Annotated in this window: 23 protein-coding genes and 2 tRNA genes; 2 read left to right on the top strand and 23 right to left on the bottom strand. The window is 64.6% G+C overall.

The window, feature by feature from the left end; all coding sequences use genetic code 11:
- Nucleotides 1–310 precede the first annotated feature (310 nt).
- The 18 genes from ICJ04_RS06780 to tpiA form a co-directional block, all read right to left on the bottom strand.
- Nucleotides 311–387 (bottom strand) — tRNA-Met (locus ICJ04_RS06780).
- 122 nt (nt 388–509) lie between these two features.
- On the bottom strand, nt 510–1,970 hold the full coding sequence (gene nuoN / locus ICJ04_RS06775; protein ID WP_188326762.1) for an NADH-quinone oxidoreductase subunit NuoN: 1,461 nt from the start codon (nt 1,968–1,970) through the stop codon (nt 510–512).
- A gap of 36 nt (nt 1,971–2,006) precedes the next feature.
- Entirely contained in the window at nt 2,007–3,515 is a 1,509-nt protein-coding gene (locus tag ICJ04_RS06770) for an NADH-quinone oxidoreductase subunit M (protein WP_188326761.1), read from the bottom strand.
- Nucleotides 3,516–3,538: 23 nt separating this feature from the next.
- Nucleotides 3,539–5,749 (bottom strand): NADH-quinone oxidoreductase subunit L, encoded by a 2,211-nt coding sequence (gene nuoL / locus ICJ04_RS06765; RefSeq protein WP_188326760.1) that lies wholly within the window; start codon nt 5,747–5,749, stop codon nt 3,539–3,541.
- A gap of 7 nt (nt 5,750–5,756) precedes the next feature.
- Nucleotides 5,757–6,062 carry an NADH-quinone oxidoreductase subunit NuoK gene (nuoK, locus tag ICJ04_RS06760; protein WP_042614969.1) on the bottom strand — a complete coding sequence of 102 codons (306 nt, stop codon included), beginning with the start codon at nt 6,060–6,062 and terminating at the stop codon, nt 5,757–5,759.
- A complete protein-coding gene (locus tag ICJ04_RS06755; protein ID WP_188326759.1) occupies nt 6,059–6,730 on the bottom strand; it encodes an NADH-quinone oxidoreductase subunit J in 672 nt (223 codons plus the stop codon). The genes nuoK and ICJ04_RS06755 overlap by 4 nt, the downstream gene beginning before the upstream one ends.
- Nucleotides 6,731–6,739: 9 nt before the next feature.
- Nucleotides 6,740–7,228, bottom strand: coding sequence for an NADH-quinone oxidoreductase subunit NuoI (gene nuoI, locus ICJ04_RS06750; protein WP_005417924.1), 489 nt, complete (start codon nt 7,226–7,228; stop codon nt 6,740–6,742).
- Nucleotides 7,229–7,232: 4 nt separating this feature from the next.
- Nucleotides 7,233–8,327 carry an NADH-quinone oxidoreductase subunit NuoH gene (gene nuoH / locus ICJ04_RS06745; RefSeq protein WP_188326758.1) on the bottom strand — a complete coding sequence of 365 codons (1,095 nt, stop codon included), beginning with the start codon at nt 8,325–8,327 and terminating at the stop codon, nt 7,233–7,235.
- A complete protein-coding gene (gene nuoG / locus ICJ04_RS06740; RefSeq protein WP_188326757.1) occupies nt 8,324–10,558 on the bottom strand; it encodes an NADH-quinone oxidoreductase subunit NuoG in 2,235 nt (744 codons plus the stop codon). The genes nuoH and nuoG overlap by 4 nt, the downstream gene beginning before the upstream one ends.
- On the bottom strand, nt 10,555–11,895 hold the full coding sequence (gene nuoF, locus ICJ04_RS06735) for an NADH-quinone oxidoreductase subunit NuoF (RefSeq protein ID WP_188326756.1): 1,341 nt from the start codon (nt 11,893–11,895) through the stop codon (nt 10,555–10,557). The genes nuoG and nuoF overlap by 4 nt, the downstream gene beginning before the upstream one ends.
- Before the next feature lie 3 nt (nt 11,896–11,898).
- On the bottom strand, nt 11,899–12,426 hold the full coding sequence (gene nuoE, locus ICJ04_RS06730) for an NADH-quinone oxidoreductase subunit NuoE (protein WP_188326755.1): 528 nt from the start codon (nt 12,424–12,426) through the stop codon (nt 11,899–11,901).
- 97 nt (nt 12,427–12,523) lie between these two features.
- On the bottom strand, nt 12,524–13,831 hold the full coding sequence (locus tag ICJ04_RS06725; RefSeq protein ID WP_188326754.1) for an NADH-quinone oxidoreductase subunit D: 1,308 nt from the start codon (nt 13,829–13,831) through the stop codon (nt 12,524–12,526).
- Nucleotides 13,828–14,574: an NADH-quinone oxidoreductase subunit C gene (locus tag ICJ04_RS06720; RefSeq protein ID WP_188326753.1), complete on the bottom strand. Its 747-nt coding sequence runs from the start codon at nt 14,572–14,574 to the stop codon at nt 13,828–13,830. Before ICJ04_RS06720 ends, ICJ04_RS06725 begins: the two co-directional genes overlap by 4 nt.
- 35 nt (nt 14,575–14,609) lie before the next feature.
- On the bottom strand, nt 14,610–15,164 hold the full coding sequence (locus ICJ04_RS06715; protein ID WP_182339617.1) for an NADH-quinone oxidoreductase subunit B: 555 nt from the start codon (nt 15,162–15,164) through the stop codon (nt 14,610–14,612).
- A complete protein-coding gene (locus ICJ04_RS06710; RefSeq protein WP_042614960.1) occupies nt 15,155–15,511 on the bottom strand; it encodes an NADH-quinone oxidoreductase subunit A in 357 nt (118 codons plus the stop codon). Before ICJ04_RS06710 ends, ICJ04_RS06715 begins: the two co-directional genes overlap by 10 nt.
- Before the next feature lie 116 nt (nt 15,512–15,627).
- Nucleotides 15,628–15,712 (bottom strand) — tRNA-Leu (locus tag ICJ04_RS06705).
- Between the two features lie 51 nt (nt 15,713–15,763).
- Complete coding sequence (gene secG / locus ICJ04_RS06700; RefSeq protein ID WP_188326752.1) at nt 15,764–16,219, bottom strand: preprotein translocase subunit SecG; 456 nt, start codon at nt 16,217–16,219, stop codon at nt 15,764–15,766.
- Nucleotides 16,220–16,247: 28 nt separating this feature from the next.
- A complete protein-coding gene (tpiA, locus tag ICJ04_RS06695; RefSeq protein WP_188326751.1) occupies nt 16,248–17,003 on the bottom strand; it encodes a triose-phosphate isomerase in 756 nt (251 codons plus the stop codon).
- A 527-nt stretch (nt 17,004–17,530) separates the two neighbouring features.
- Between tpiA and ICJ04_RS18480 the strand changes: the two genes are divergently transcribed.
- Nucleotides 17,531–17,653, top strand: a complete 123-nt coding sequence (locus ICJ04_RS18480; protein ID WP_275138271.1) for a hypothetical protein — start codon at nt 17,531–17,533, stop codon at nt 17,651–17,653.
- A 29-nt stretch (nt 17,654–17,682) separates the two neighbouring features.
- Here ICJ04_RS18480 and ICJ04_RS06690 read toward each other — a convergent pair whose 3' ends face one another.
- On the bottom strand, nt 17,683–18,624 hold the full coding sequence (locus tag ICJ04_RS06690; protein ID WP_188326750.1) for an isopenicillin N synthase family oxygenase: 942 nt from the start codon (nt 18,622–18,624) through the stop codon (nt 17,683–17,685).
- A gap of 173 nt (nt 18,625–18,797) precedes the next feature.
- Between ICJ04_RS06690 and ICJ04_RS06685 the strand changes: the two genes are divergently transcribed.
- Nucleotides 18,798–20,657: a sulfatase-like hydrolase/transferase gene (locus ICJ04_RS06685; protein ID WP_188326749.1), complete on the top strand. Its 1,860-nt coding sequence runs from the start codon at nt 18,798–18,800 to the stop codon at nt 20,655–20,657.
- A gap of 289 nt (nt 20,658–20,946) precedes the next feature.
- On the opposite strand, the gene glmM is transcribed toward ICJ04_RS06685, so the two are convergent.
- From glmM to trpB, 4 genes are all read right to left on the bottom strand, one after another.
- Nucleotides 20,947–22,314 carry a phosphoglucosamine mutase gene (gene glmM / locus ICJ04_RS06680; protein ID WP_188326748.1) on the bottom strand — a complete coding sequence of 456 codons (1,368 nt, stop codon included), beginning with the start codon at nt 22,312–22,314 and terminating at the stop codon, nt 20,947–20,949.
- Entirely contained in the window at nt 22,314–23,195 is an 882-nt protein-coding gene (gene accD / locus ICJ04_RS06675; protein ID WP_188326747.1) for an acetyl-CoA carboxylase, carboxyltransferase subunit beta, read from the bottom strand. Before accD ends, glmM begins: the two co-directional genes overlap by 1 nt.
- A 326-nt stretch (nt 23,196–23,521) precedes the next feature.
- Nucleotides 23,522–24,331 (bottom strand): tryptophan synthase subunit alpha, encoded by an 810-nt coding sequence (gene trpA, locus ICJ04_RS06670; RefSeq protein ID WP_188326746.1) that lies wholly within the window; start codon nt 24,329–24,331, stop codon nt 23,522–23,524.
- A 199-nt stretch (nt 24,332–24,530) separates the two neighbouring features.
- Nucleotides 24,531–25,748, bottom strand: a complete 1,218-nt coding sequence (gene trpB, locus ICJ04_RS06665) for a tryptophan synthase subunit beta (protein ID WP_188326745.1) — start codon at nt 25,746–25,748, stop codon at nt 24,531–24,533.
- Between the last annotated feature and the right edge of the window lie 36 nt (nt 25,749–25,784).

Genomic DNA, 25,784 nt, shown 5'->3' with positions numbered 1-25,784 from the left:
CTACGGATGTGGCGCACGCCAAAGGCTCCATGGCCACCAGGAACCTGTCGAAGGTGGGACGGGGTGGGTTGGCGGGGGCGTTGAGCGCCATGGATGGCGCGAAACGAGGCCCGCATGGATGCGGCCCTTGCCGTCCCCCGCCAACCCACCCCGTCCCGCCCAACCAGCAGCCCTGCAGCTTTTGACGTTGCCGTTGCCGTTGCCGTTGCCGTTGCCGTTGCCGTTGCCTTGGCTTCTGCCTGCGCGGCCAGCGCATCCAAACCCCCATAACGAAAAAAGCGACCCCGTTTCCGGAGTCGCTTGTTCGTCTTGGTAGCGGGGGCAGGATTTGAACCTGCGACCTTCGGGTTATGAGCCCGACGAGCTGCCAGACTGCTCCACCCCGCATCAGAAGTGGTTGAATTGCTGCCCCGCGAGGGAGGCCTCTTGCAACGATGTTCTGGCAGAACCGCTGCAGTCACAACTCAGGAGATGAATATTACACGATTAACGCAGTTTTGTATCGTTTTTTAAGAAATATGTGCAAATGCCTGCTGGCACCACACCATGATCGGGTTCCAGGCCAGGCCCAACGCCAGCAGTGCCAACGCATTCACGCCCAGCACCACACCCAGCACGCGGTCGGTGTTGCGCGGCAGCGGCTCGCCCACCGGCTCATCGAAGTACATGACCTTGATGACCCGCAGGTAGTAGAACGCACCGATCACGGCACACAGCACACCCAGGATCGCCAGCCACAGCATGCCGCCGTTGACCGCTGCGCCCAGCACCGCCAGCTTGGTCCAGAAACCGAGGAACGGGGGAATACCGGCCATCGACGCCATGATGCACAGGATCAGCGCCGCCATCCACGGATTACGGGCATTGAGACCCTTGTAATCGTTGATGTTCTCAGCCTCGAAGCCATTGCGGGACATCGCGATGATCGCGCCGAACGCGGCAGTAGACATGATCGCGTAGCTGAGCGCATAGAACAGCGCGGCCGCGTAGCCCTGCGAGCCGCCACCGGCGATGCCCATCAGCAGGAAACCGATGTGCGACACGGTGGAGAACGCCAGCATGCGCTTCAGGTTGTGCTGGGCGACCGCCATCAGGTTGCCGATCACCAGCGACAAGGCCGCCAGGCCACCGATCAGGATCTTCCACTCATCCGAGAGCGGACCGACGCCCACTTCCAGCAGGCGGTAGGCCATGCCGAACGCCGCCAGCTTCGGGGCCGAACTGATGAACAGTGCGACCGGCGCCGGAGCGCCCTGGTACACGTCAGGCAGCCACATGTGGAACGGCGCCGCGCCCAGCTTGAACGCCACGCCGGCGATCATGAAGACCGCGCCGGTGAGCAGCAGCATCTTCTCGTCGGAATGCGGGATGGCCGCATTGATCGCATCAAGGTGCAGCGAGCCCGTTGCGCCGTAGATCAGCGACATGCCGTACAGCAGCAGGCCCGATGCCAGCGAACCCAGCACGATGTACTTCATCGCCGCTTCGGACGCCAGGCCGTTGTCACGGTTGCTGGCCACCAGTGCGTACGAGCACAGCGCAAGCAGTTCCAGGCCCAGGTAGACCATCAGCAGGCTGCCGGCGGACACCAGGATCATCATGCCGGCCGTGGCGAACAGCACCAGCACCGGGATCTCCCCCTGAAACAGATTGCGCTCGCGCAGGTAGCTCCAGCCGTACACCAGGCTCAGCCCGCTGCACAGCACGATCACCACCTTCATCACGTCGGCCGCGGTATCGCGCACGAACATGCCGTGGAAGACCTCGCCCTGCCCGCCCGTTCCGGTGGCCAGCATGACCAGCACCACCGCCAGGGCGGCGAGCGAGAACAGATGGGTGATCAGCTTGTTCTGCTTGCTGACGAACAGATCGAGGATCATCAGGGCGAAGGCGCTCGCAACCAGCACCAGCTCGGGAGCGAGCGGGGGCAGGTCAGCGGCGGTCAGTGGCAGCAACGGCGAGGTGGTCATTATCAAATCCTGGAATCAGTTCGCTCGGCAGGCCGATCAGAGCAATTTGCTGGAAGCAATCTGCATCGCCAGCTTGGCGATCGACGGCTCCATCAGGTCGGTCAGCGGCTTGGGGTAGATGCCCAGGGCCAGTACGCCGATGGCGAACACCCCCAGCACCAGCCACTCGCGGCCGTTGATGTCCTTCAGTTCGGCGACGTGCGCATTGGCCACTTCGCCGAAGAAGATGCGCTTGTACAGCCACAGCGTGTAGGCCGCGCCGATGATCAGGGTGGTGGCAGCGCCCAGTGCGATCCACGGATTACGCTGGAAGGCGGCCAGGATGACCATGAATTCACCGACAAACCCGGAGGTACCCGGCAGGCCGGCGTTGGCCATGAAGAACAGCATGGCGAAGGTGGCGAACCACGGCATCACGTTCACCACGCCGCCGTAATCGGCGATGCGGCGGCTGTGCATGCGGTCGTACAGCACGCCCACGCACGAGAACATCGCGCCGGACACGAAGCCGTGCGAAATCATCTGCACCATCGCACCCTGCAGGCCCAGGCGGGCGGCGTCGGCATTGCCGGCCTCACGCACCAGCCACAGGGCGATGAAGGTACCCAGGGTGACGAAGCCCATGTGGGCGACCGAGGAATAGGCGATCAGCTTCTTCATGTCGTCCTGGACCAGCGCGACCAGACCCACGTAGATCACCGCGATCAGCGACAGGGCGATGACCAGCCACGCCCATTCCTGCGACGCGTCCGGGACGATCGGCAGGTTGAAGCGCAGGAAGCCGTAGCCACCGATCTTCAGCGCGATGGCCGCCAGGATCACCGAACCGGCGGTCGGGGCTTCCACGTGGGCATCGGGCAGCCACGTGTGCACCGGGAACATCGGCACCTTGACCGCGAAGGCGATCAGGAAGGCGAAGAATATCCAGGTCTGCTCGGTCGCGGTGAGCTGCAGTGCGTACAGGTCGGCCAGCTGGAAGCTGCCGCCCTTCAGGTACAGGTAGACCAGCGCCACCAGCATCAGCACCGAGCCGAGGAAGGTGTAGAGGAAGAACTTCAGCGCGGCATAGATGCGGCGCGGGCCGCCCCAGACACCGATGATCAGGAACATCGGGATCAGCATCGCTTCGAAGAACACGTAGAACAGCATCGCATCGGTGGCGGCGAAGATGCCGACCGTGACGCCTTCCAGGATCAGGAAGGCGGCAACGTACTGGTTCACGCGCTTGTCGATGGCACTCCATGCGCCGATCAGGGCCAACACGCTGACCAGCGTGGTCAGCGCGATCAGCGCGATGGCGATGCCGTCGACGCCGAGGTTGTAGCCGATGTCGTAAGCCGGGATCCAGGCGCGGGTTTCGACGAACTGGAGCGCGTCGATACCCGGGTCATAACCGGTGAGCAGCGGGATGCTCAGGGCGAAGGTCAGCAGCGCGACACCCAGCGACGCCCAGCGGGCGGTCTGCGCATCACGGATGGCAAGGACCAGGGCGCCACCGATGATCGGCAGCCAGATGAGGACACTAAGTAGGGGCCAGTTCGACACGTTTTCTTATTCCGTACAGGTCATCAACGCAGGTAATGCATCAGCAGGCCCAGAAGGGCAATCAGGCCGATGATCATCGCGAAGGCGTAGTGATAGAGGAAACCGGATTGGGTACGACGCAGCACATTGGCTGCTACGTCCGCCCCACGTGCGACCAGGTTGACGGTGCCGTCGACGATGTTCGTGTCGATCCAGCGCGCCACCTTGCCCAGCTTGACGCTGCCGCCGGCGAAGCCGTCGATCCACAGCGTGTCCATGCCGTACTTGTTTTCCAGTACCGAAACAATCGGAGCAAACGTCCTGCGGGCCTTGCCCGACAGGTCCGGCTTCCACAGGTAGAAGATCACGGCCAGCAGGAAGCCTGCCACGGTCAGGAAGAACGGCCAGGCCGTCATGCCATGCAGCGCGAACGCCACCGGGCCATGGAAGTGCTCGCCGAGGAAGCCGACCGTGTTCTTTGCCGGGTCGTAGAAATCGACGATACCGGTGAAGAAGTTGGTGGCCTGGCCCTTGATGCCTTCGTGCGCGTGATGCCCGGCCCAATCGGTGCCGTGCAGCATCGGACCGATGCTGAAGAAGCCGATCAGGATCGAGGGGATCGCCAGCAGGATCAGCGGCAGCGTCACCACCCAAGGGGTTTCGTGCGGCTCGTGCGGACCGTGGCCATGGCCGTGGTCGTCATGACCTGCATGGGCATCGACCGCATGCGCGTCGGCGGCATGCGCATGGTCATGGTCATGGTGCGCAGTCGCACCGTGGCCATGACCATGGTCGTCATGCGCCACGTCACGGAAGCGCTCCTTGCCATGGAAGGTCAGGAACAGCAGGCGGAAGCTGTAGAAGCTGGTGACCAGCACGCCGCCCAGTACCGCCCAGTAGGCATAGGTCGCAACCCAGCTGTTGGACATGTGCGCGTGGATCTCGGCGGCCTCGATGATGGTGTCCTTCGAGTAGAAGCCGGAGAAGAACGGCGTGCCGACCAGGGCCAACGTACCGATCCACATGGTGATGAAGGTGATCGGCATGTACTTGCGCAGGCCGCCCATCTTGCGCATGTCCTGCTCGTGGTGCATGGCGATGATCACCGAGCCCGCGCCGAGGAACAGCAGTGCCTTGAAGAAGGCGTGGGTCATCAGGTGGAACACGGCGGCCGAGTACGCCGACACACCCAGCGCAACGGTCATGTAACCCAGCTGGGACAGCGTGGAGTACGCGACGACGCGCTTGATGTCGTTCTGCACAATGCCGATGAGGCCGGTGAAGAACGCCGTGGTCGCACCGATGAACAGCACGAAGTTAAGCGCGGTCGGCGACAGCTCGAACAGCGGCGACATGCGCGTCACCATGAAGATGCCGGCGGTGACCATGGTCGCGGCGTGGATCAGCGCCGAGATCGGCGTCGGTCCTTCCATCGAGTCCGGCAGCCACACGTGCAGCGGGACCTGGGCAGACTTGCCCATGGCGCCGATGAACAGGCAGATGCAGATCACCGTGGCACTGCCCCAGATGACCGGCTGGTCGAGTACCTGGATGGTGTGCAGGCCGAACAGGCTGATCGAGCCGGACCAGACCTGCAGCGCACCGTTGGCCAGTTCCGGATCCATGATCTTGGCGAACACGGTGGCGTAGTCGAGGGTGCCGAACACCCACATCACGCCGCCGATGCCGAGCAGGAAGCCGAAGTCACCGACACGGTTGACCAGGAAGGCCTTCATGTTGGCGAAGATCGCGGTCGGGCGCTTGAACCAGAAGCCGATCAACAGGTAGGACACCAGACCCACCGCTTCCCAGCCGAAGAACAGCTGCAGGAAGTTGTTGCTCATCACCAGCGTGAGCATGGAGAAGGTGAACAGCGAGATGTAGCTGAAGAAGCGCTGGTAGCCCGGATCTTCTTCCATGTAGCCGATGGTGTAGATGTGCACCAGCAGCGACACGAAGGTCACCACCACCATCATCATCGCGGTCAGCTTGTCGACCATGAAGCCGACGTGTGCCGAGTACTGGCCCACTTCGAAGAAGGTGTACAGGTTTTCGTTGAACGGCTGCGCGCCGCCCCACAGCAGCTGGTAGAAGGTGTACATCGACAGGGCGCAGCTGACGGCCACGCCGAGGATGGTGATGGTCTGCGCGCCGAGGCGCCCGACCTGACGACCGAACAGGCCGGCGATGATGCTGCCGAACAGCGGTGCAAGCACCACTGCGATCAACAGACTCTTGGCGAGTGTGATTTCCATCTGTTAATCAGCCCTTCAACGAATCGACTTCGCCGACATTGATCGTTCGACGTGTACGGAACAGGGTCACCAGGATCGCCAGGCCGATCGCGGCCTCGGCGGCTGCCACGGTCAGGATGAAGAACACGAACAGCTGGCCGGCCGTGTCACCCAGTTCCCGCGAGAACCCGACGAAATTGATGTTCACCGAAAGCAGCATCAGCTCGATGGACATCAACAGGACGATGACGTTCTTCCGGTTGAGGAAGATGCCGGCCAGGCTGATGCAGAACAGCACCGCGCCCAGCGCCAGGATATGGCCCAACGTGATCATGGCTTGGTCTCCTCGCCGGCGGCCGGCATGTCGACGGCAGCCTTGGTGTTGCTGTGCACGAACGGCGTTTCGACGTCCATCTTCACCACCGTCAGGCGGTCACGCGACTTGACCATCGTCTGCTCGCCCGGGTTCTGCGTCTTGATGCCGGTGCGCTGGCGCAGGGTCAGCATCACAGCGGCGACCACGGCGACGGTCAGGATGACCGCAGCGAACTCGAACGGCAGCAGGTATTCAGTGAACAGGCTGCGTGCCAACCAGGTGATGTTGGAGGTGTCAGCCGCCAGCGCCGCCGCGTTGTCGGCCGGGAACGGCGTCACCGCCCTGCCCCGCACGCCGATCAGGGTGACGATCTGCACCAGCATCACCACCGCGACCACCAGCCCGACCGGCAGGTAACGCACCCAGCCCTCGCGCAGGTTGTCGGTGTCGATGTCCAGCATCATCACCACGAACAGGAACAGCACCATCACCGCGCCGACATACACCAGCACCAGCGCCACGCCGAGGAACTCGGCACCAACCAGGATCCAGATACAGGCGACGGAGAAGAAAGTCAGCACCAGGCAGAGCACGGCGTTGACCGGGCTGCGCGCACTGATCACCGCCGCTGCCGACACACTGGCTGCGATGGCGAAAACCCAGAAAGCGATATTTACCCAATCCATGTCTCGACCTCAGCGGTAAGCGGCGTCGGCGGCACGGCGCTCGGCGATTTCGGACTCAAGCCGATCACCCAGGGCCAGCAGCTGCGGCTTGGTAACGATGTTCTCGCCACGATTCTCGAAGTGGTACTCGAGGATGTGGGTCTCGACGATCGAGTCCACCGGGCAGCTTTCTTCGCAGAAGCCACAGAAGATGCACTTGAACAGATCGATGTCGTAACGCGTGGTGCGGCGGGTGCCGTCCTCGCGCTTGGCCGAATCGATGGTGATGGCCAGCGCCGGGCAGACCGCCTCGCACAGCTTGCAGGCGATGCAGCGCTCTTCACCGTTCGGATAACGGCGCAGGGCGTGCAGGCCGCGGAAGCGCGGGGACTGCGGGAACTTTTCCATCGGGTACATCATCGTGTACTTCGGCTTGAAGCTGTACTTCAGCGTCAGCCACAGACCGGCCAACAGCTCCAGCAGCAGCAGGCTCTTGAAGTAATGGGTAATCCTGTTCATTACGTTAGACACCCTTTTGAATCACGCCGAAGAACACCATCAAGGCGGTGACCGCGATCCAGAAAATGGTCAGCGGGATGAAGACCTTCCAGCCCAGCCGCATGATCTGGTCATAGCGGAAACGCGGGAAGCTGGCACGGAACCAGATGTAGGCGCTGGCGAAGAAGAAGACCTTGATGAACAGCCACGGCCAGCCACCGGTCCAGATCCAGTCGATGAACGGCGAGATCGCACCCGGATTGACCCAACCCTGGATCGGGCTCAGCCAGCCACCGAGGAAGAAGATCGCGATCAGGAAGCTGATCAGGATCATGTTCGCGTATTCGGCCAGGAAGAACAGCGCGAATGCACCACCGGAGTACTCGACCATGTGACCGGCGACGATTTCCGATTCGCCTTCCACCACGTCGAACGGCGCGCGGTTGGTTTCGGCCACGCCGGACACCCAGTACACGATGAACAGCGGGAACAGCGGCAGCAGGAACCAGTCGAGGAAGCCGGAGCTTCCGGCCTGCGCCATGACGATGCCGGTCAGGTTGAGGCTGCCCGAAGCGATCATCACGCCGACCAGGGCAAAGCCCATGGCGATTTCGTAGCTGATCATCTGCGCCGAGGCGCGCATCGCGCCCAGGAACGCGTACTTCGAGTTGGATGCCCAGCCCGCCAGGATGATGCCGTACACGCCCAGCGAGGTCATCGCCAGCAGGTACAGCAGGCCGGCGTTGGCATTGGACAACACCAGCTGCGCATCGAAGGGCACCACCGCCCAGGCCGCGAAGGCCGGTGCGAGGGTGATCAGCGGGGCCAGCAGGAACAGCACCTTGTGCGCGTTGGCCGGCTGCAGCACTTCCTTGAACAGCAGCTTGAAGACGTCGGCGAAGGCCTGGAAGATGCCCATGCCCACGTACATCGGACCGTGGCGGACATGCATCCAGCCGATCAGCTTGCGTTCCCAGACCACATAGAAGGCCACCGAGATGATCACCGGCATGGTGATCACCAGGATCTTCAGGATGATCCACAGCAGCGCGCCGATGTCACCAAGGCCAAGCAGCCACTGGTGCAGCGGGTCCACTGCGTTCAACAGCAATTCGTTCATGCAGCCACCACCGTTACACGAGCGGCACCCAGCGGTGCGGTTGCACCGTGGCCCGATTCAATCCAGACCGACCCTGCCGCGACGCGGCGGTCGACCACCACCGGCAGCGTGGCACGGCCGGCGTCGGTGCCGACCTTGGCCATCTGCCCTTCCTGCAACTGCAGGCGCGCGGCATCGTCGGCATTGAGCACGATGCGCGGGGCAGTGTTCAGCGGATGCGACTGCAGCGCCGGGGCGCGGCGGACGACGGCGTCGGTACGGTAGATCGCCGCGGTCGACGCGACTTCCAGACCCTCGTTGCTCACGGCAACGGCGGTGGAACCGGCCACGTTCACGCTCACCGGGGCCAGACTGGCACGCAGGCCGGCCAGATCGGTGAACTCGAAACCAGCCAGCGCCATCTCGCCACCCAGGGCACGCAGCACGCGCCAGCCCTCGCGGGCCTCACCCGGCAGCTTGCCGCCGGCACGTGCCGACTGCGAGCGACCATCGAGGTTGGTCAGCGTGGCGTCGATTTCCGGCAGCGCACCGATCGGCAGGATCACGTCGGCGACATCGCGGGTCGAGGCACAGGCGAACTGGCTGAAAGCCACGACCTGCGCACCGGCCAGCGCCTTGCGGGCGGCAGGGGCGTCGGCGAAATCCAGGCCCGGCTCGAGGCCGTAGACCACGTACGCCTGGCGCGGCTGCGCCAGCATGGCGGCCACATCCTTGCCCGCCGGCAGCACGCCGGCACGGGTGAGGCCGATGGCATTGGCGCCCTGCGGGATACGGCACAACCGGGCGCCGGTTGCCGCAGCGAAATCACGCGCAGCAGCGCGGATCGCAGCAGCCTGCGGATGGTTCTCGGCAATACCGCCGACGATCAGCACGGTATTGCGACCGCCCTGCACCGCCGTACGCAGCTCGACATTGGCCAGCGCGTCGACGAACTTCGAGGGAGCGACGATCTGCTTGCCGGCAATGCTGAAGGCGAAGTCGAAGTCGACGGGGTTGACCACGTGGATCTTCGCGCCGTTGCTGGTCTGCGCCTTGCGCAGACGGGCATGCAGCAGGGGCAGCTCGTGGCGGACATTGCTGCCCAGCACGACGATCTGGTCGGCCCCTTCGATCTCGGCCAGCGGCAGGCCGAAGACCTCGGCCGTGGCGGCGTCGGAGAAGTCGCGGTTGGTGATGCGGTGATCGAGGTTCGTGCTGCCCAAGCCCGAAGCCAGGCGGGCCAGCAGCGCGCCCTCTTCGTTCGAGGTGGACGGATGCACCAGCACGCCCAGGGCATCGCCCTGGTTGGCCTTGAGGATGTCCGCGGCGGCGGCCAGACCTTCGGCCCAGCTCACTTCCTTCCACTCACCATTGACCTTGCGCAGCGGCTTGACCGCACGGTCTTCGCTGTACAGGCCCTGGTGCGAATAACGGTCACGGTCGGACAGCCAGCACTCGTTGACCAGCTCGTTGTCGCGCGGCACGGTGCGCAGCACTTCGCCGCGACGCACGTGCAGGAACAGGTTCGAGCCCATCGCATCGTGGTAGCCGAGCGATTCGCGCGCGGTCAGTTCCCACGGACGCGCGCGGAACTGGAACACCTTGTTGGTCAGTGCACCGACCGGGCAGACGTCGACCACGTTGCCGGACAGTTCGGTGGTCAACGGCTTGCCGTCGTAGGTACCGATCTGCAGATTCTCGCCGCGGTACATGCCACCCAGCTCGTAGGTGCCGGCCACGTCGGCGGTGAAGCGGACGCAGCGCGTGCACTGGATGCAGCGGGTCATTTCGGTGGCCACCAGCGGCCCCATGTCCTCGTCCACCACCACGCGCTTGCGCTCGTTGAAGCGGCTGACCGAACGGCCATAACCCAGCGACACGTCCTGCAGCTCGCATTCGCCGCCCTGGTCACAGACCGGGCAGTCCAGCGGATGGTTGATGAGCAGGAACTCCATCACCGAACGCTGGAATTTGAGTGCCTTTTCGCTGCGGGTGGCAACCTTCATGCCATCCATCACCGGCGTGGCGCAGGCAGGCGCCGGCTTCGGCGACTTCTCCACATCCACCAGGCACATACGGCAGTTGGCCGCGATCGGCAGCTTCTCGTGGTAGCAGAAGCGCGGGATCGGAATGCCGGCTTTGTCGGCCGCCTGGATGATCATCGAGCCCTTCGGCACGACCAGCGACTGGCCGTCGATTTCGACGGTGACGTGATCCGGTGGCACGCTCTGATTTACGGGTTGCGCGCTCATGCGGCAGCAGCCTCCACCTTCTTGCCGTCAACCATCGAATGACCGTTGACGATGTAGTACTCGAATTCGTCCCAGAACTGGCGCAGGAAACCCTGGATGGGCCATGCCGCCGCTTCACCGAACGCGCAGATGGTGTGACCTTCGATCTGGCCGGCCACGGCCTTCAACTGGTGCAGGTCTTCCATCGTGGCCTTGCCGGCGACGATGCGCTCCAGCACCCGGTGCATCCAGCCGGTGCCTTCGCGGCACGGCGTGCACTGGCCACAGGATTCCTTGTGGAAGAACTGGCTGATGCGGCAGGCGAACTTGACGCAGCACACGCTGTCATCCAGCACCACGATGGCGCCCGAACCCAGACCGGTGCCCAGGGCACGCAGGGTGTCGTAGTCCATCTGCAGGCCCTTCAGCTCTTCGGCCTTCAGCACCGGCATGGACACACCACCCGGCACTGCGCCCTTCAACGTGCGGCCCGGCTTCAGGCCACCGGCCATTTCCAGCAGTTCGTCGAAGGTGGTGCCCAGCGGCACCTCGAAGTTGCCGCCCTGCTGTACGCAGCCGGACACCGAGAAGATCTTCGGACCGCCGTTCTTGGTCAGCGACAGACCGGCGAACCACTCCGGACCGTTGCGGATGATCGCCGGCACCGAGGCATAGGTCTCGGTGTTGTTGATCGTGCTGGGCTTGCCGTACAGGCCGAAGTTCGCCGGGAACGGCGGCTTGTAACGTGGCTGGCCCTTCTTGCCTTCCAGCGATTCCATCAGCGCGGTTTCTTCGCCGCAGATGTAGGCGCCAGCACCCAGTGCACCGTAGATGTCGATGTCCACGCCGCTGCCGAGGATGTCCTTGCCCAGCCAGCCGTTCGCATACGCGTCGGCCAGTGCCTGTTCGAAGTTCTCGAACGGCTCGTGGTGGAACTCACCGCGCAGGTAGTTGTAGCCCACGGTGCTGCCGGTGGCGTAGCAGGCGATCGCCATGCCTTCGACCACCGAATGCGGGTTGTAACGCAGGATGTCGCGATCCTTGCAGGTACCCGGCTCGGATTCATCCGAGTTGCACAGGATGTACTTCTGCATCGTGCCCTTGGGCATGAAGGACCACTTCAGGCCGGTCGGGAAACCGGCGCCGCCACGGCCGCGCAGGTTCGACTGCTTGACCATCTCGATGACCTGCTCCGGGCTGATCTTCTCTTCGAGGATCCTGCGCAGGGCGGCATAGCCACCGGTCTTGAGATAGCTTTCGTACGACCACGGAGTGTCGTAATGCAGCGTGGTGTAGACCACCTGGTGCGGCAACGGTGCGGGACCGACCGGACCACTGGGTGCGTGATGATGTGCCATGGCTTACTCCAACCCGTCCAGCAGCTCGTCGACTTTCTCGACGGTCAGGCGCTCGTGGTAATGGCCATTGATGACCATCATCGGCGCTCCAGCACAACCGGCCAGGCATTCTTCTTCGCGTTTCAGGTAGATGCGGCCGTCGGCGGTGGACTGGCCGGTCTTGCAGCCGAGCTTCTTCTCGGCATGCGCGACCAGGTCCTCGGCGCCATTCAACCAGCAGCTGATGTTGGTGCAGAAGGCCACGTTGTGGCGGCCGACCTTTTCCAGCTCGAACATCGAGTAGAAGCTGGCGACCTCATAGGCCCATACCGGCGGCAGGTCCAGGTACTTGGCCACGCCGGCGATCAGCTCGTCGGTCAACCAACCGCCGTTCTGCTCCTGCGCGGCGTGCAGGCCCTGCAGCACAGCCGAACGCTTGCGGTCCGGCGGGAACTTGGACAGCCAGTGCTCGATGTGAGCACGGGTCTTGTCGCTCAGCACCACCATCGGATCGACGTCGCGCGCCGCCTCGAAATTACCTGTCGCCTTCATCGGCCGACCTCAGCGAAATGCATGTCTTGGAATTCCATATGCTGCGGCGCCGGCTTGCGCCGGCTGCCTGCAGGAAAGAGGGTCAGGGCGGCCGGATTCACCGGTCGACCTCGCCGAACACCAGGTCGTAGGTGCCGATCATCGCCACCACGTCGGCCAGCATGTGGCCGCGCACGATCGAATCGATCGAGGACAGATGGGCGAAGCCCGGCGCACGCAGGTGCACGCGGAACGGCTTGTTCGCGCCATCGGACATCAGGTAGCAGCCGAACTCACCCTTCGGGGCTTCGACGGCGGCATAGGTCTCGCCAGCCGGCACGCAGTAGCCTTCACTGAACAGCTTGAAGTGGTGGATCAGCGCTTCCATGTCGTCCTTCATCGCCTCGCGGCTGGGCGGCGCGACCTTGAAGTTGTTGACGATCACCGGGCCCGGGTTGGCCTTCAGCCACGCCACGCACTGCTTGATGATGCGGTTGGATTCGCGCATTTCCGCCACACGGCACAGATAACGATCGTAGCAATCGCCTTCCTTGCCCAGCGGGATGTCGAAATCGACGGCATCGTACTTCGCGTACGGGCGCTTCTTGCGCAGATCCCAGGCGATGCCCGAGCCACGCAGCATCACGCCGGTCATGCCCCACTGATGGGCCAGCTCCGGGGTGACCACGCCGATACCGACGGTACGCTGCTTCCAGATTCGGTTGTCGGTGAGCAGGGTCTCGTATTCGTCGACGCGACCCGGGAATTCGTTGGTGAAGTTCTCGATGAAGTCCAGCAGCGAGCCTTCGCGCGATGCATTGAGCTGTTTCAGGGCATTGCCCTTGTGCCAGCGCGACTCCTTGTACTTCGGCATATGGTCCGGCAGATCGCGGTAGACGCCGCCCGGACGATAGTACGCAGCGTGCATGCGTGCGCCGGAGACCGCTTCATAGCAGTCCATCAGCTCTTCGCGCTCACGGAAGGCGTACAGCATCACCGCCATCGCGCCCAGATCGAGCGCATTGGAGCCCAGCCACATCAGGTGGTTCAGGATGCGGGTGATTTCGTCGAACATGGTGCGGATGTACTGCGCACGCTCCGGCGCCTCGATTCCCATCAGGGTCTCGATGGCACGCACGTAAGCATGCTCGTTGCACATCATCGACACGTAATCCAGGCGGTCCATGTAACCAATGGACTGGTTGAACGGCTTGGATTCGGCGAGCTTTTCGGTGCCACGGTGCAGCAGGCCGACATGCGGATCGGCACGCATGATGGTCTCGCCGTCCATTTCCAGGATCAGGCGCAGCACACCGTGCGCGGCCGGATGCTGCGGACCGAAATTCATCGTGTAATTGCGGATTTCCTGCCGACGCTCGGCCGTGTTGCTGGCGAACGCCTGGTGCGCCTGCTCGAACTGACTCACTTCACTGCCTCCTGCGAACGCTCGCCGGCCGCGGTCTGCAGGCGGGCGTCGTCACGGATCACGCGCGGCACGCCGACGCGCGGCTCCACCGAGGTGACCGGCTCATAGACCACGCGCTTCTTTTCTTCGTCGTAGCGCACTTCGACGTTGCCGATCAGCGGGAAGTCCTTGCGGAACGGATGACCGACAAAGCCATAGTCGGTCAGGATGCGGCGCAGGTCCGGATGGCCTTCGAAGATCACGCCGAACAGGTCGAACGCTTCGCGCTCGAACCAGTTCAGTCCCGGCCAGATGTCGGTCAGCGACGCGACCACCGGCAAGCCTTCGTTCGGTGCGAAACAGCGCAGGTGCATCATCAGGTTGTGCTGGTACGAGCGCACCTGCGCCACCACGGCGAAACGCTGGGTCGGCATGTGCTGCGGCTGCGCGCCACCGGCATCCTCTTCGCTGGGGAACTCACCCCAGGCGAAGCGGCCGGCGCCCTTGCCTTCGACACCGCGACTGAAACCCTGCGAAGACACGTCTGCGGTGTCCCATTCGTCAGAGCCGTAGCCGAGATAATCGACGCCGCACAGGTCAACGGCCTGCTCGAAACCAAATTCGTCACGCAGCGCCAGCGCGGTGGCGTGCCAATCGGCGGCAGGCACTTCCAGCGTCACTTCGCCGCGGGGTTCGACCACGATGACCTGGCCGCCAGCGAAGCGGGCGGAAAGTCGGTCGATGAAGGATGCTTGCTCTGCCATGGGGGCTTGGCGCGCTCTTGATAAGGTGGGAAGGGTCAGCGGGCGATGGTCTGCGTACGCCAGATCTTCTTCTGCAGCTGCAGGATCCCGTACACAAGCGCCTCGGCAGTCGGCGGGCAGCCCGGGACATAGATGTCCACCGGGACCACGCGATCGCAACCGCGGACCACCGAATACGAATAATGGTAATAACCGCCGCCATTGGCGCAGCTGCCCATCGAGATGACCCACTTCGGGTCCGGCATCTGGTCGTAGACCTTGCGCAGCGCCGGGGCCATCTTGTTGACCAGCGTACCGGCCACGATCATCACGTCGGACTGGCGCGGCGACGGGCGGAACACCACGCCGTACCGGTCCAGATCCAGGCGCGCAGCGCCGGCGTGCATCATTTCAACGGCGCAGCAGGCCAGACCAAAGGTCATCGGCCACATCGAACCGGTACGTGCCCAGTTCAGCAGGGCATCGACGCTGGTGGTGACATAGCCTTTTTCCAGCAGCGGATTATCGCCGGCCGGCCGCAGGATGTCGTCAACCCGCCCTTCGGGGCTCGGGTTGTTCATCAGGCCGTCGAGAGTTTGGATCACTCCCATTCCAGCGCTCCCTTCTTCCAGACATAAATGAAGCCGAGGAACAGCATGCCGACGAACAGACCCATGGTGACCAGCGAACGGGCGCCGAGCTCCATGAAGACCTGGGTCCAGGGCACGATGAAGATGATTTCCAGATCGAAGACGATGAACTGGATCGCGATCAGGTAATAGCGCACATCGAACTTCATGCGCGCGTCTTCAAAAGCCTCGAAGCCGCATTCGTACGGCGAGAGCTTCTGCAGATCGGGACGGCGTGGGCCGAGGAATCGGCCAATCAGCATCAGCGTAATGCCGATACCGGTGGCGACGATCAGAAACAGCAGAGACGGCAAATATTCGGCCAGCACAGCGATTCTCTCTTGCCTCTGCCGCCGCGCCTGCAGGCGCTTTGGCATGGGGGAGTGGACGGGGACAACGCTACCCGGCGCAGAGCGCGCCGGACGTACCCGCTTTACTTACTAAATGGTGCCCAAGAGGGGACTCGAACCCCTACGACCTAAGTCGCTACCACCTCAAGGTAGTGCGTCTACCAATTCCGCCACCTGGGCTTACGATCGCGCTGGACTATCATTCCAGTGCGCGGCGTATTGTAACCGTCTTCAGTCTTTCTGGGAGCCTTCCGGCTGCTTTTCTTCACCAGAATTTGAAGATTCCGCCTGAGCCGGCACAGTCGCGGCCGGAACCGGCTGCTGCGCGGGCTGCTGGACCGGCACGGCATTGGCTGCCGGCACCGTGGCCGGACGCTCGCCTGCCGGGGCGGCCGGCACGCTGGCGGCCGGCGCGGCCATCAGACCGAGATCCTGCTGCGCCGCCGGGCGGCTGCCATGGCCGGCGTACCAGGCCATGAACAAGCTGATACCGAAGAACACCACGGCCAGCCATTTGGTCGACTTCGACATGAAGTTCGAGGCACCACGTGCGCCGAACACCGTGCCCGAGGCACCGGCACCAAAGCCCGAACCGGCGGCCGCACCGGAACCACGCTGCATCAGGATGAGCGCGATCATGGCCACTGCCACCAGCACGTAAACGACATTGAGGATCAACATCAGCATCTGGAATCCGTCCTCGGACTACTTCTAATCAGGTTGCAGCCGCCGCCTGGGCGATGGCCAGAAAATCGGCAGCCACCAATGAGGCGCCACCTACCAGCCCACCATCGACGTCGGGCTGTGCGAACAGCTCTGCGGCATTGTCGGGCTTCACGCTGCCACCGTAAAGGATGGTCAGGGAATCGGCAATTCTAGCATCGACCTTGGCTACTTCGCCACGGATGAACGCGTGCACGTCCTGCGCCTGCTCCTTGCTCGCGGTGCGTCCGGTGCCGATGGCCCACACCGGCTCATAGGCGACGACGGCGTTCTGGAAGCCCTGCCCGCCCACCAGCGCGAGCACCGGGGCCAACTGGCTGGCGATCACGTTCTCGGTCTGTCCGGCTTCGCGCTGCTCCAGGGTTTCCCCCACACAGAGGACCGGTACCAGGCCGGCATGCAGCGCTGCAGCGAACTTGCGCGCCACCAGCTCACTGCTTTCGTGGTGGAACTGGCGCCGCTCGGAGTGGCCCACCAGTCCGTAGCGCGCGCCCACCTCGTGCAGCATCGCGGCGGAAACTTCGCCGGTGTACGCGCCCTTTTCATTGCTGCTGACGTCCTGCGCGCCAAAGGCGACGGCGGTGTCGGCGAAATCGTCGACCAGTTCGCCCAGGTACGGCAAGGGCGGCAGGATGACCAGTTCAACGCCCTGCTCCGGTGCGCCGTTGGCGATGTCGGTGACCAGGGACGTGGCGAATTCGCGGCTGCCGTGCAGCTTCCAGTTTCCGGCGACGATCTTGCGGCGCATGGGCGATGGCTCCGTTTCGTATCAGCTGGACATGATAACGAATGAAATTATTCGCCGTTGGGTAGTAACCGGTTACACGTTGGTTTGAGGGTGGTCGAACGGGCGGGGGCCCCCTCGCGGTGGGCTCTGACAGCGGGTTACGTGCTTGGGGCCGGGCGGTGGGGCTGGGCGGGGGACGGCAAGAGCCGCTCCTGCGTGCCTCGTTTCGTGCCATCCATGGCGGGGTCCACGTCATCGCATTCGCGCTGTCGCTCCCACGCTTTGCTGCGCAAACCGTGGGCCCCGTCTCACCAGCTCCCAGACCCCGCCGCTTCGCGGCCGCCCCTGACTCAGGGGCCCCCTCCACCCGACGGATTGCCGCCATCTGTAGCGCCGAGCCGTGCTCGGCGGAATGTTCCCGCCAACGGCCCGCTGCGCTCGCCGACCATGGGTCGGCGCTACCAAGGCCACCGTGGACCTGTCGAAGGTGGGGCGGGGTGGGTTGGCGGGGGCGCTGAGCGCCATGGATGGCGCGAAACGAGGCCCGCATGGATGCGGCCCTTGCCGTCCCCCGCCAACCCACCCCGCCCCGCCAACAAGCAGCCCTGCAGCTCTTGAGGTTGCCGTTGCTGTTGCTGTCGCTGTCGCTGTCGCCGTTGCTGTTGCCCTGAAGCGGTCCGGCCGCAGGCCGGGCACCCTACTACTTCAGCTTGATCTCGCGCAGGCGCTCTTCGAGGAAACCGTGGGCGGTGATCGGTTCCGGGTACCGGCTCGGATTCTCCGGGGTGATGCACGAGGGCAGCACGTCGATCAGATAATCCGGGTTCGGGTGCAGGAAGAACGGCACCGAGTAACGCGGCTGGCGCGCAAGATCACCCGGCGGATTCACCACCCGGTGGATAGTCGACGGATACACGTGGTTGGTCAGCCGCTGCAGCATGTCGCCGATGTTGACCACGATGGTGTCCGCGTCCGACGTAAACGGCACCCACTTGCCATCGTGCGACTGCACTTCCAGGCCGGCGGCACTGGCACCCACCAGCAGGGTGATGAAATTGATGTCACCATGCGCGCCGGCGCGCACGTTCGGCACGTCGTCGGTGGTGATCGGCGGGTAATGGATCGGGCGCAGGATCGAGTTGCCCTGGTTGGTCTTGTCGGCAAAGAAGTCCTCCGCCAGACCAATGTGCAGCGCGAGCGCGGACAGCACGCGCGAACCGAGGTGGTCCAGCGCCTGGTACAGGCCATAGCCCGCCTCACGGAAGCCCGGCACTTCACTCGGCCACAGATTCGGCGGCATCACCTCACGGTACGGTGAATCATCCGGAATCTCCCGGCCGATATGCCAGAACTCCTTCAGATCGAAATGCTGCGAACCCTTCGCCGTCTCGACGCCGAACTGGGTATAGCCCCGCGCACCACCGCCACCGGCCACGTGGTACTGGCGCTTGGTTTCGTCGGGCAGGGCAAAGAAAGCTTTGAAAACCTCGTAGGCCGCATCGATCTCGGCCTGCGGAATGCCGTGATTGCGGATGCCGGCGAAGCCCCACTGGCGGTACGCGGCGCCCAGCTCGGCCACGAAGGCGTCGCGGTCGCTGTCAAAACGGGTGATGTCGAGGGTGGGGATCTGGCTCACGAACATGTCCTGGCTGGCAATTGAACGGTCCGCGCAGAGACGCTGGCGCGGATGGCCATTGTGACAGATCGGCCCCCTGCCGCCAGCCAACCAGAGGATACAAATCGATACAATGCGCGCGCCCGGCATGCGCTGCCTGTCGACTCCCCCTCTGATTCCGCACGATACCCCCGACCGACATGGACGCCTCCGCACGCCCTTTGACACGCCGCGCCCGAGTGACATGGGCATCGCTGTTCACCCTCCTCAACGCGCTGATCGCCATCGCCATCGTGGCGTCCTACGCGCCGTGGTCCGCCAATCCGGGCGGAACCCTCGGCAAGGCCTACCTGGCTATCGCCCTGCCCGGCCATTTCCTCGCATTCGGCGCGCTGACGATGCTGCCGGCCCTGTTGATCGGACTGTGGCCGCGCCGCACGCGCGCACTGACGGTGGCTGCCGTTGTCTGCCAAGGCCTGTGGCTGTGCCTGCTGCTGGTCGATGCGAAGGTGTTCGCGCTCTACCGGTTCCACATCAATGCCCTGGTGCTCAACATGGTCTTCGGCGGCGCCCTGCACGATCAGGTCAGCCTGTCCTGGACGAACTGGCTGCAGGTGGCCGGCGTGCTCGTGGCGGTCTTCATCGCACAAGGCCTGCTTGCGTGGAGCTGCTGGCGGTTGCTGCCGGCCCGCCTGCCGCAGCGCGTGCTGACCGCCACGTTGCTGGTGGCAGCGCTGGTGATGGGCGTCGGCCAGCTGGCAACGGCCTACTACGATGCACGGGGCGAACGCGCGGTGGTCAGCCAGTGGGCGTACATTCCGTGGGCGCAGCCGATCACGGCCAAGCGCCAGATGCGCGCACTCGGTGTCCCCGTGCTCCAGCCCGCCAGTGCCCTGCCCGACCCACGATTCAGCGAGCTGGACTGGCCGCTGGCGCCACTGCGCTGCCAGAGCCACCAACGCCGGAACATCTTGATGGTCGTGATGGAATCGCTGCGCGCCGACGCGCTTGATCCGCAGACGATGCCCAACACCTGGGCACTGGCTGCGCGTTCGCAGGTGTTCGACCACCACTACAGCACGGGCAACGCCACGCGCTTTGGCCTGTTCGGCCTGCTCTATGGCCTGCCCGGCGGCTACTGGCAGCCGATGCTGGCCGAGCAGCGTGGCTCGCTGCTGCTGCAGGTGATGAAACAACAGGGGTATGCGCTGCACATCCATGGCAGTGCACCGTTGTACAGCCCGGAGTTCGACCGTACCGCCTTTGCCGATGTGCGAGACCTGCTGCAGACCGCGCCGTCGGCACTGTCCGTCGCCGAGCGGGACCGCCATGTGGTGCAGACGTTGCAAGCGGAGATCAAGGCAAGCCCGCCCGGCACGCCGTGGTTCGGCTTTGCCTTCCTGGACGCCACCCACGCACCCTATCACATGCCGAAAGACTATCCGCCGCTGGTCAGCCCGATGGCGCCGGACATTGATTTCCTTGCCTTGGACAACGACCACGACGCCACGCCCGAACGCAATCGGTACCGCACGGCAGTGCACTACGCAGACAGCCTGCTGGGTGAACTGCTGCAGGGCCTGCGCGATGCGGGCATGGACGAGAACACGATCGTGCTGGTCACCGGCGATCATGCCGAAGAGTTCAATGATCTCGGCCTGAACTACTGGGGCCACAACGGCAACTTCTCCGACTACCAGCTGCAGGTGCCGTTCGTGCTGCATTGGCCGGGGCGCGATGCAGCGCATGACGCACGCATGAGCTCGCATGAAGACTGGGTGCCTACGGTGCTGCGCCATGCACTGGGGTGTGAGAATCCGCTGGAGGATTTCAGCACGGGGCAGGACCTGCTGGCCCCCGCACCGCCGGGAACGCGCTCGCTGCTGGTGGAAAGCTGGTCACAGCGCGGCATCCGGCATGGCCACGATACCTATGTATTCGACAAGTTCGGGAATGCCACCGCGCTGGGAGCGAACTATCTGCCGCTACCCGTGCAGCAACCCGACACGGCCAGCGTGCGCGACGCATGGGATGCGCTGACGCGTTTCCGCCGTCACTAAGGCAGCCAATGCATTCACGCCGGGGCCCGCATCGCCTGGTAGTGCCGGCTTCAGCCGGCACCGCGCGAACCACGCCCTGGTAGTGCCGGCTTCAGCCGGCACCGCGCCAAAGGCCAGCCGACTGAAGTCGGCTCTACCGAAACGCAAAAGGCCAGCCGACTGAAGTCGGCTCTACCGAAACGCAAAAGGCCAGCCGACTGAAGTCGGCTCTACCGAAATGCCAAAGGCCAGCCGACTGAAGTCGGCTCTATCGATGCGGGGAAAGCTCGGGCGCGGACGCCGCCCTGTGTCAGGCGGCGGCGGCGGCCGCCTGCACCGCGGCGGACAGCTGGTCCAGCGTGTCCTGCATCAGCCCCGCTTCGTCCGCTTCCACCGTTACCCGGACGACCGGCTCGGTGCCCGAGGGCCGCAGGAAGGCACGGCCGCGGCCAGCGACTGCCTCTTGTGCCCGCGCGAGCGCATCCTGCACGCTCGCCGCCTGCACCGTGGCCTTGGCGGACACATTGCCCAAGCGCACGTTGACGGTCTTCTGCGGCACCTTGACCAGCGGCTGCAGCGACTCACGCAGGGTCTGCCCGCTTTGGCGCAGCGCTACCAGGACCTGCAGCGCACTGACGATCGCATCACCGGTGGTCGCCCGGTCCAGGCACAGCAAGTGGCCGGACGCCTCGCCCCCCAGAACACCGCCACGTTCGGTCAGCGCCTGGTGTACGTAGCGGTCGCCCACATTGCTGCGGATGAACGGAATCGCCAGTTTTTCCAGCGCCTGCTCAAGACCGAAGTTGGTCATCAGCGTGCCGACCACGGGGCCACGAAGACGACCTTCGGCCTGCCACGAGCGCGCCAGGATGTAGAGCAGGTCATCCCCATCAACCGGGTTGCCCTGGTCGTCGGCCATCAGCACACGGTCGCCATCGCCATCAAAGGCGATGCCCAGATCCGCGCGCATCTCGCTGACCTTGGCCGCCAGACTGTCGATGTGCGTAGAGCCCACCCCGGCATTGATGTTCAGCCCGTCCGGCGCAGCGCCGATGGCGATCACCTCCGCACCCAGCTCGCGGAACAGCAGCGGTGCGATGTGGTACGTGGCGCCATGCGCACAGTCCAGCACCAGGCGCATGCCACGCAGGTCGAAACTGCGCGGAACGCTGGACTTGCAGAACTCGATGTAGCGGCCGATCGCTTCGCGCGCGCGCATCGCCTTGCCAAGCTTTTCGGACTCCGCCGTGCTGAACGGCTCGTCGATGCCAGCCTCGAGCGCCAGCTCGGTGGCGTCGTCGAGTTTCTCGCCCTGCGCGGAGAAGAACTTGATGCCGTTGTCATAGTGCGGGTTGTGCGAAGCACTGATGACGATGCCGGCGTCGGCACCGAGCGTCAGGGTCAGGAAGGCCACCGCCGGAGTCGGCATCGGCCCCAGCAACTGCACGTCCACGCCGGCGGCAACCAATCCAGCTTCCAGCGCCGCTTCAAACATATAGCCGGAGATACGGGTGTCTTTGCCGATCACGACGATCGGGCGGCGGCCCTCGTTGCGCTGCTGGGCCACCAGCACGCGCCCGAAGGCGTTGCCGAGCCGCAGCACGAAATCCGCCGAAATCACCCCTTGGCCGACACGACCGCGGATGCCGTCGGTACCGAAATACTTGCGCGCGCCCATCAGGATTCGGCGACTGCGGGTGCCGGCTCACTGCGCAGCATCGCCAGCAGGTCGGACAGCCGGTCGCGCAGTTCGCGGCGATCGCAGATCTGGTCGATGGCGCCATGCTCCAGCAGGAACTCCGAGCGCTGGAAGCCTTCCGGCAGTTTCTCGCGCACGGTCTGCTCGATCACGCGTGGACCGGCAAAGCCGATCAGTGCGTGCGGCTCGGCGATGTTGATGTCACCCAGCATCGCGAACGATGCCGAGACACCACCGGTGGTGGGATGGGTGAGCACTGAAATGTAGGGAAGCCCGGCTTCGCGCAACTTGCCCAGCGCGGCCGATGTCTTCGCCATCTGCATCAGCGAGAACAGGCCTTCCTGCATGCGTGCGCCGCCGCTGGCGGAGAAGCTGACATACGGTGCGCCGATCTCCAGCGCGGTTTCGGCGGCAAGCGCGAAGCGCTCACCGACCACCGAGCCCATCGAGCCGCCCATGAAGGCGAAATCGAACGAGGACGCGACCAACGGGCGTCCCTTCAGCAGACCGCGCATGGCGATCAGGGCGTCGTACTCGCCGGTGTTCTTCTGCGCGACCTTGATGCGCTCGGCGTACTTTTTCTGGTCCTTGAACTTCAGCAGATCGGTCGGCCCAAGGCGTGCGGCGATTTCGGTGGTGCTGTCCGCATCGAACAGTGCCGCCAGGCGCGCGCGCGCGCGGATCGCCATGTGATGGCCGCACTTGGGGCAGACTTCCAGGTTCTCTTCCAGCTCGGGACCATACAGCGCGCTGCCGCAGCTGCTGCACTTTTCCCACAGGCCCTCGGGGACGCTGCGCTTCTTGCTGGGGACGTTGTCGGTGCGGATGCCCGACGGCATCAACTTGCTGAGCCAACTCATGCGGGATGCTACTTCCGTTCAGGGCGGCCCGAAGGCCGCAAAGGCCGACAGTCTAGCTCAGGCCTTCCCCGCCCGTGCACCCCTGCGACGGCGTATGGGGCGGGTGAAAACCCTACTGCTGCGTACGCTGGCCGGCCGCTGCGCTCGCCGAGCGTGGCTCGGCGCTACCTGGGTGCGGGCCGGCTGCTGCGCTCACCGAGCATGGCTCGGCGCTACCTGGGCGGAGCCGGCCGCTGCGCTCGCCGAGCGTGGCTCGGCGCTACCTGGGTGCGGGCCGGCTGCTGCGCTCGCCGAGCGTGGCTCGGCGCTACCTGCGTGCGGGACGGTCAGCCGTCGAGGGCCTGGCGCAGCGGGGCCAGGAACCGGGTCGCGGCCTGCACTGCGGCGTCGATCGAATCGGCTTCGGCGAGTACGGCCACGAGGGCACTGCCTACGACCACGCCGTCGGCCTGTCGCGCCATTGCCGCTGCGCTGGCCGCGTCTTTGATGCCGAACCCGGCCACCACCGGCACGCTTGCACGCGCACGCAGGGCCGCCAGACGGGTGCCAGCCGCATCGTGGTCAAGCCGCTCGGAGGCACCGGTCACCCCGGCGAAGCTGACGTAGTACAGATAGCCACGTGCCAGGCCCAGCAGGGTCTCGGCGCGGGCCGTGCTGGTGGTCGGCGACGCCAGCAGCACCAGGGCCAGGCCCGCCGCATCAAATGCCACGTTCGCCTCTTCGGCCTCTTCCGGCGGCAGATCGACCAGCAGGACGCCATCCACGCCCGCCGCGACCGCTTCGGTGGCGAATCGCGCGTAACCATGGATCTCCACCGGATTGAGGTACCCCATCAGTACCACCGGCGTGCGTGCATCCTGCTCACGGAATGCCGCCACCGTCTGCAGCACGTAACGCAGGCCGGCGCCACGCGCCAGGGCCCGCTCCGAGCTGCGCTGGATGGTGGGACCGTCCGCCATCGGATCGGAGAACGGCACGCCGAGCTCGATCACGTCGGCCCCCGCTGCCACCAGCGCGTGCATCACCGGCACGGTCGCTTCCAGCGACGGATCGCCGGCAGTGATGAACGGGATCAGCGCCTTGCGCTGCTGCGCGCGCAGGGACTCGAAACAGGCGTCAAGTCGAGAAACAGGCATATCAGGCACATCCTTCAATCAGTTCAACAGCGTCACTGGTTCCCCAGTACATGCGGGTCACGTTTCCACGTTTCCACGGTGCAACTCCCACCTCAGCATCAGGTCCAAGCCCGGATGGCGCAGGGTGAGCTTCTCGTCGTTCGCGGTGGGATGGCGCCCGGTCCCCGCAGCTCCGCACGGCCTTGGTACACCGTGGGATTCACAGGATCAGGCCGTCACGTGCCGCGATGGTGTGTACGTCCTTGTCGCCGCGACCGGACAGGTTGCACAGCACCAACTGGTCACGCGGGCGCTCACGGGCCAGTTTCATCGCCTGCGCAAGCGCATGGCTGGACTCCAGCGCGGCCAGGATGCCTTCGGTACGCGCCAGCAGATGGAACGCCTCCAGCGCCTCGTCATCGGTGATGCCCAGGTAGGTGGCACGGCCACTGTCTGCAAGGAACGCGTGCTCCGGCCCGACCCCGGGGTAATCCAGGCCTGCCGATACCGAGTGGGTTTCGATGATCTGGCCATCGTCGTCGCACAGCACATAGGTGCGGTTGCCGTGCAGAACGCCCGGGCGACCGGCGGCGATCGAGGCCGCATGGCGACCGCTTTCAATGCCGTCACCGGCCGCTTCGGCGCCGAAGATCTGCACCTGCGGATCGTTGAGGAAGGCGTGGAACAGGCCGATGGCGTTGCTGCCACCGCCGACGCAGGCGGTGATCGCATCGGGCAGCCGGCCGTACTCCAGCAGCATCTGCTCACGCGCTTCGCGGCCGACGATGGCGTTGAAATCGCGCACCATGCGCGGGTACGGGTCCGGGCCAGCCACCGTGCCGATGATGTAGAACGTGTCCTGCACGTTGGTCACCCAGTCGCGCATCGCTTCGTTGAGCGCGTCCTTCAGCGTCGCCGATCCGGAAGTCACCGGAATCACCGTCGCGCCGAGCAGCTTCATCCGATAGACGTTGATCTTCTGCCGCTCGATATCGGTGGCGCCCATGTACACCACGCATTCCAGTCCGAGCCGCGCGGCTACCGTCGCACTGGCGACACCGTGCTGGCCGGCACCGGTCTCGGCGATGATCCGCTTCTTGCCCATGCGCGAGGCGAGCAGCGCCTGGCCGACCGTATTGTTGATCTTGTGCGCGCCGGTATGGTTCAGGTCTTCGCGCTTGAGCAGGATCTGCGCACCGCCAACGTGGTCGCTGAGACGGCGTGCGTGATAGATCGGGCTGGGTCGCCCCACGTAGTGCGCCAGGTCATGGTCGTATTCGGCGATGAATGCCGGGTCCTTGCGTGCCAGATCGTAGGCTGCCGCGAGCTCCTGCAGCGGGCCAACCAGGGTTTCAGCGACGAAGCTGCCGCCGTAACGGCCGAAATGACCGCGAGCATCGGGATAGGCGTGGAAATCAGTGATCGGGGGGAGCGACATGTCGGCAACCGGTGGTGCAGGTGGATGGATACTCTA

The sequence above is a fragment of the Stenotrophomonas sp. 169 genome, from assembly GCF_014621775.1.
Taxonomy (GTDB): domain Bacteria; phylum Pseudomonadota; class Gammaproteobacteria; order Xanthomonadales; family Xanthomonadaceae; genus Stenotrophomonas.
Note: the sequence above shows the minus strand (reverse complement) of the source record. Positions and strands in the feature narration are given on the sequence as shown.

What these genes read in the sequence shown, in the direction of transcription:
- ICJ04_RS18480 (WP_275138271.1), top strand. Translation starts at nt 17,531, where the DNA reads ATGGATGCGGCCCTTGCCGTCCCCCGCCAACCCACCCCGCCCCGCCAA.
- ICJ04_RS06755 (WP_188326759.1), bottom strand. Translation starts at nt 6,730, where the DNA reads ATGGATTGGGTAAATATCGCTTTCTGGGTTTTCGCCATCGCAGCCAGT.
- accD (WP_188326747.1), bottom strand. Translation starts at nt 23,195, where the DNA reads ATGAGTTGGCTCAGCAAGTTGATGCCGTCGGGCATCCGCACCGACAAC.
- secG (WP_188326752.1), bottom strand. Translation starts at nt 16,219, where the DNA reads ATGCTGATGTTGATCCTCAATGTCGTTTACGTGCTGGTGGCAGTGGCC.
- ICJ04_RS06715 (WP_182339617.1), bottom strand. Translation starts at nt 15,164, where the DNA reads ATGGGAGTGATCCAAACTCTCGACGGCCTGATGAACAACCCGAGCCCC.
- glmM (WP_188326748.1), bottom strand. Translation starts at nt 22,314, where the DNA reads ATGGGCGCGCGCAAGTATTTCGGTACCGACGGCATCCGCGGTCGTGTC.
- nuoK (WP_042614969.1), bottom strand. Translation starts at nt 6,062, where the DNA reads ATGATCACGTTGGGCCATATCCTGGCGCTGGGCGCGGTGCTGTTCTGC.
- nuoF (WP_188326756.1), bottom strand. Translation starts at nt 11,895, where the DNA reads ATGGCACATCATCACGCACCCAGTGGTCCGGTCGGTCCCGCACCGTTG.
- nuoN (WP_188326762.1), bottom strand. Translation starts at nt 1,970, where the DNA reads ATGACCACCTCGCCGTTGCTGCCACTGACCGCCGCTGACCTGCCCCCG.
- ICJ04_RS06690 (WP_188326750.1), bottom strand. Translation starts at nt 18,624, where the DNA reads ATGTTCGTGAGCCAGATCCCCACCCTCGACATCACCCGTTTTGACAGC.
- nuoH (WP_188326758.1), bottom strand. Translation starts at nt 8,327, where the DNA reads ATGAACGAATTGCTGTTGAACGCAGTGGACCCGCTGCACCAGTGGCTG.
- nuoE (WP_188326755.1), bottom strand. Translation starts at nt 12,426, where the DNA reads ATGAAGGCGACAGGTAATTTCGAGGCGGCGCGCGACGTCGATCCGATG.
- nuoG (WP_188326757.1), bottom strand. Translation starts at nt 10,558, where the DNA reads ATGAGCGCGCAACCCGTAAATCAGAGCGTGCCACCGGATCACGTCACC.
- trpA (WP_188326746.1), bottom strand. Translation starts at nt 24,331, where the DNA reads ATGCCTGTTTCTCGACTTGACGCCTGTTTCGAGTCCCTGCGCGCGCAG.
- trpB (WP_188326745.1), bottom strand. Translation starts at nt 25,748, where the DNA reads ATGTCGCTCCCCCCGATCACTGATTTCCACGCCTATCCCGATGCTCGC.
- ICJ04_RS06685 (WP_188326749.1), top strand. Translation starts at nt 18,798, where the DNA reads ATGGACGCCTCCGCACGCCCTTTGACACGCCGCGCCCGAGTGACATGG.
- ICJ04_RS06720 (WP_188326753.1), bottom strand. Translation starts at nt 14,574, where the DNA reads ATGGCAGAGCAAGCATCCTTCATCGACCGACTTTCCGCCCGCTTCGCT.
- nuoL (WP_188326760.1), bottom strand. Translation starts at nt 5,749, where the DNA reads ATGGAAATCACACTCGCCAAGAGTCTGTTGATCGCAGTGGTGCTTGCA.
- nuoI (WP_005417924.1), bottom strand. Translation starts at nt 7,228, where the DNA reads ATGAACAGGATTACCCATTACTTCAAGAGCCTGCTGCTGCTGGAGCTG.
- tpiA (WP_188326751.1), bottom strand. Translation starts at nt 17,003, where the DNA reads ATGCGCCGCAAGATCGTCGCCGGAAACTGGAAGCTGCACGGCAGCCGC.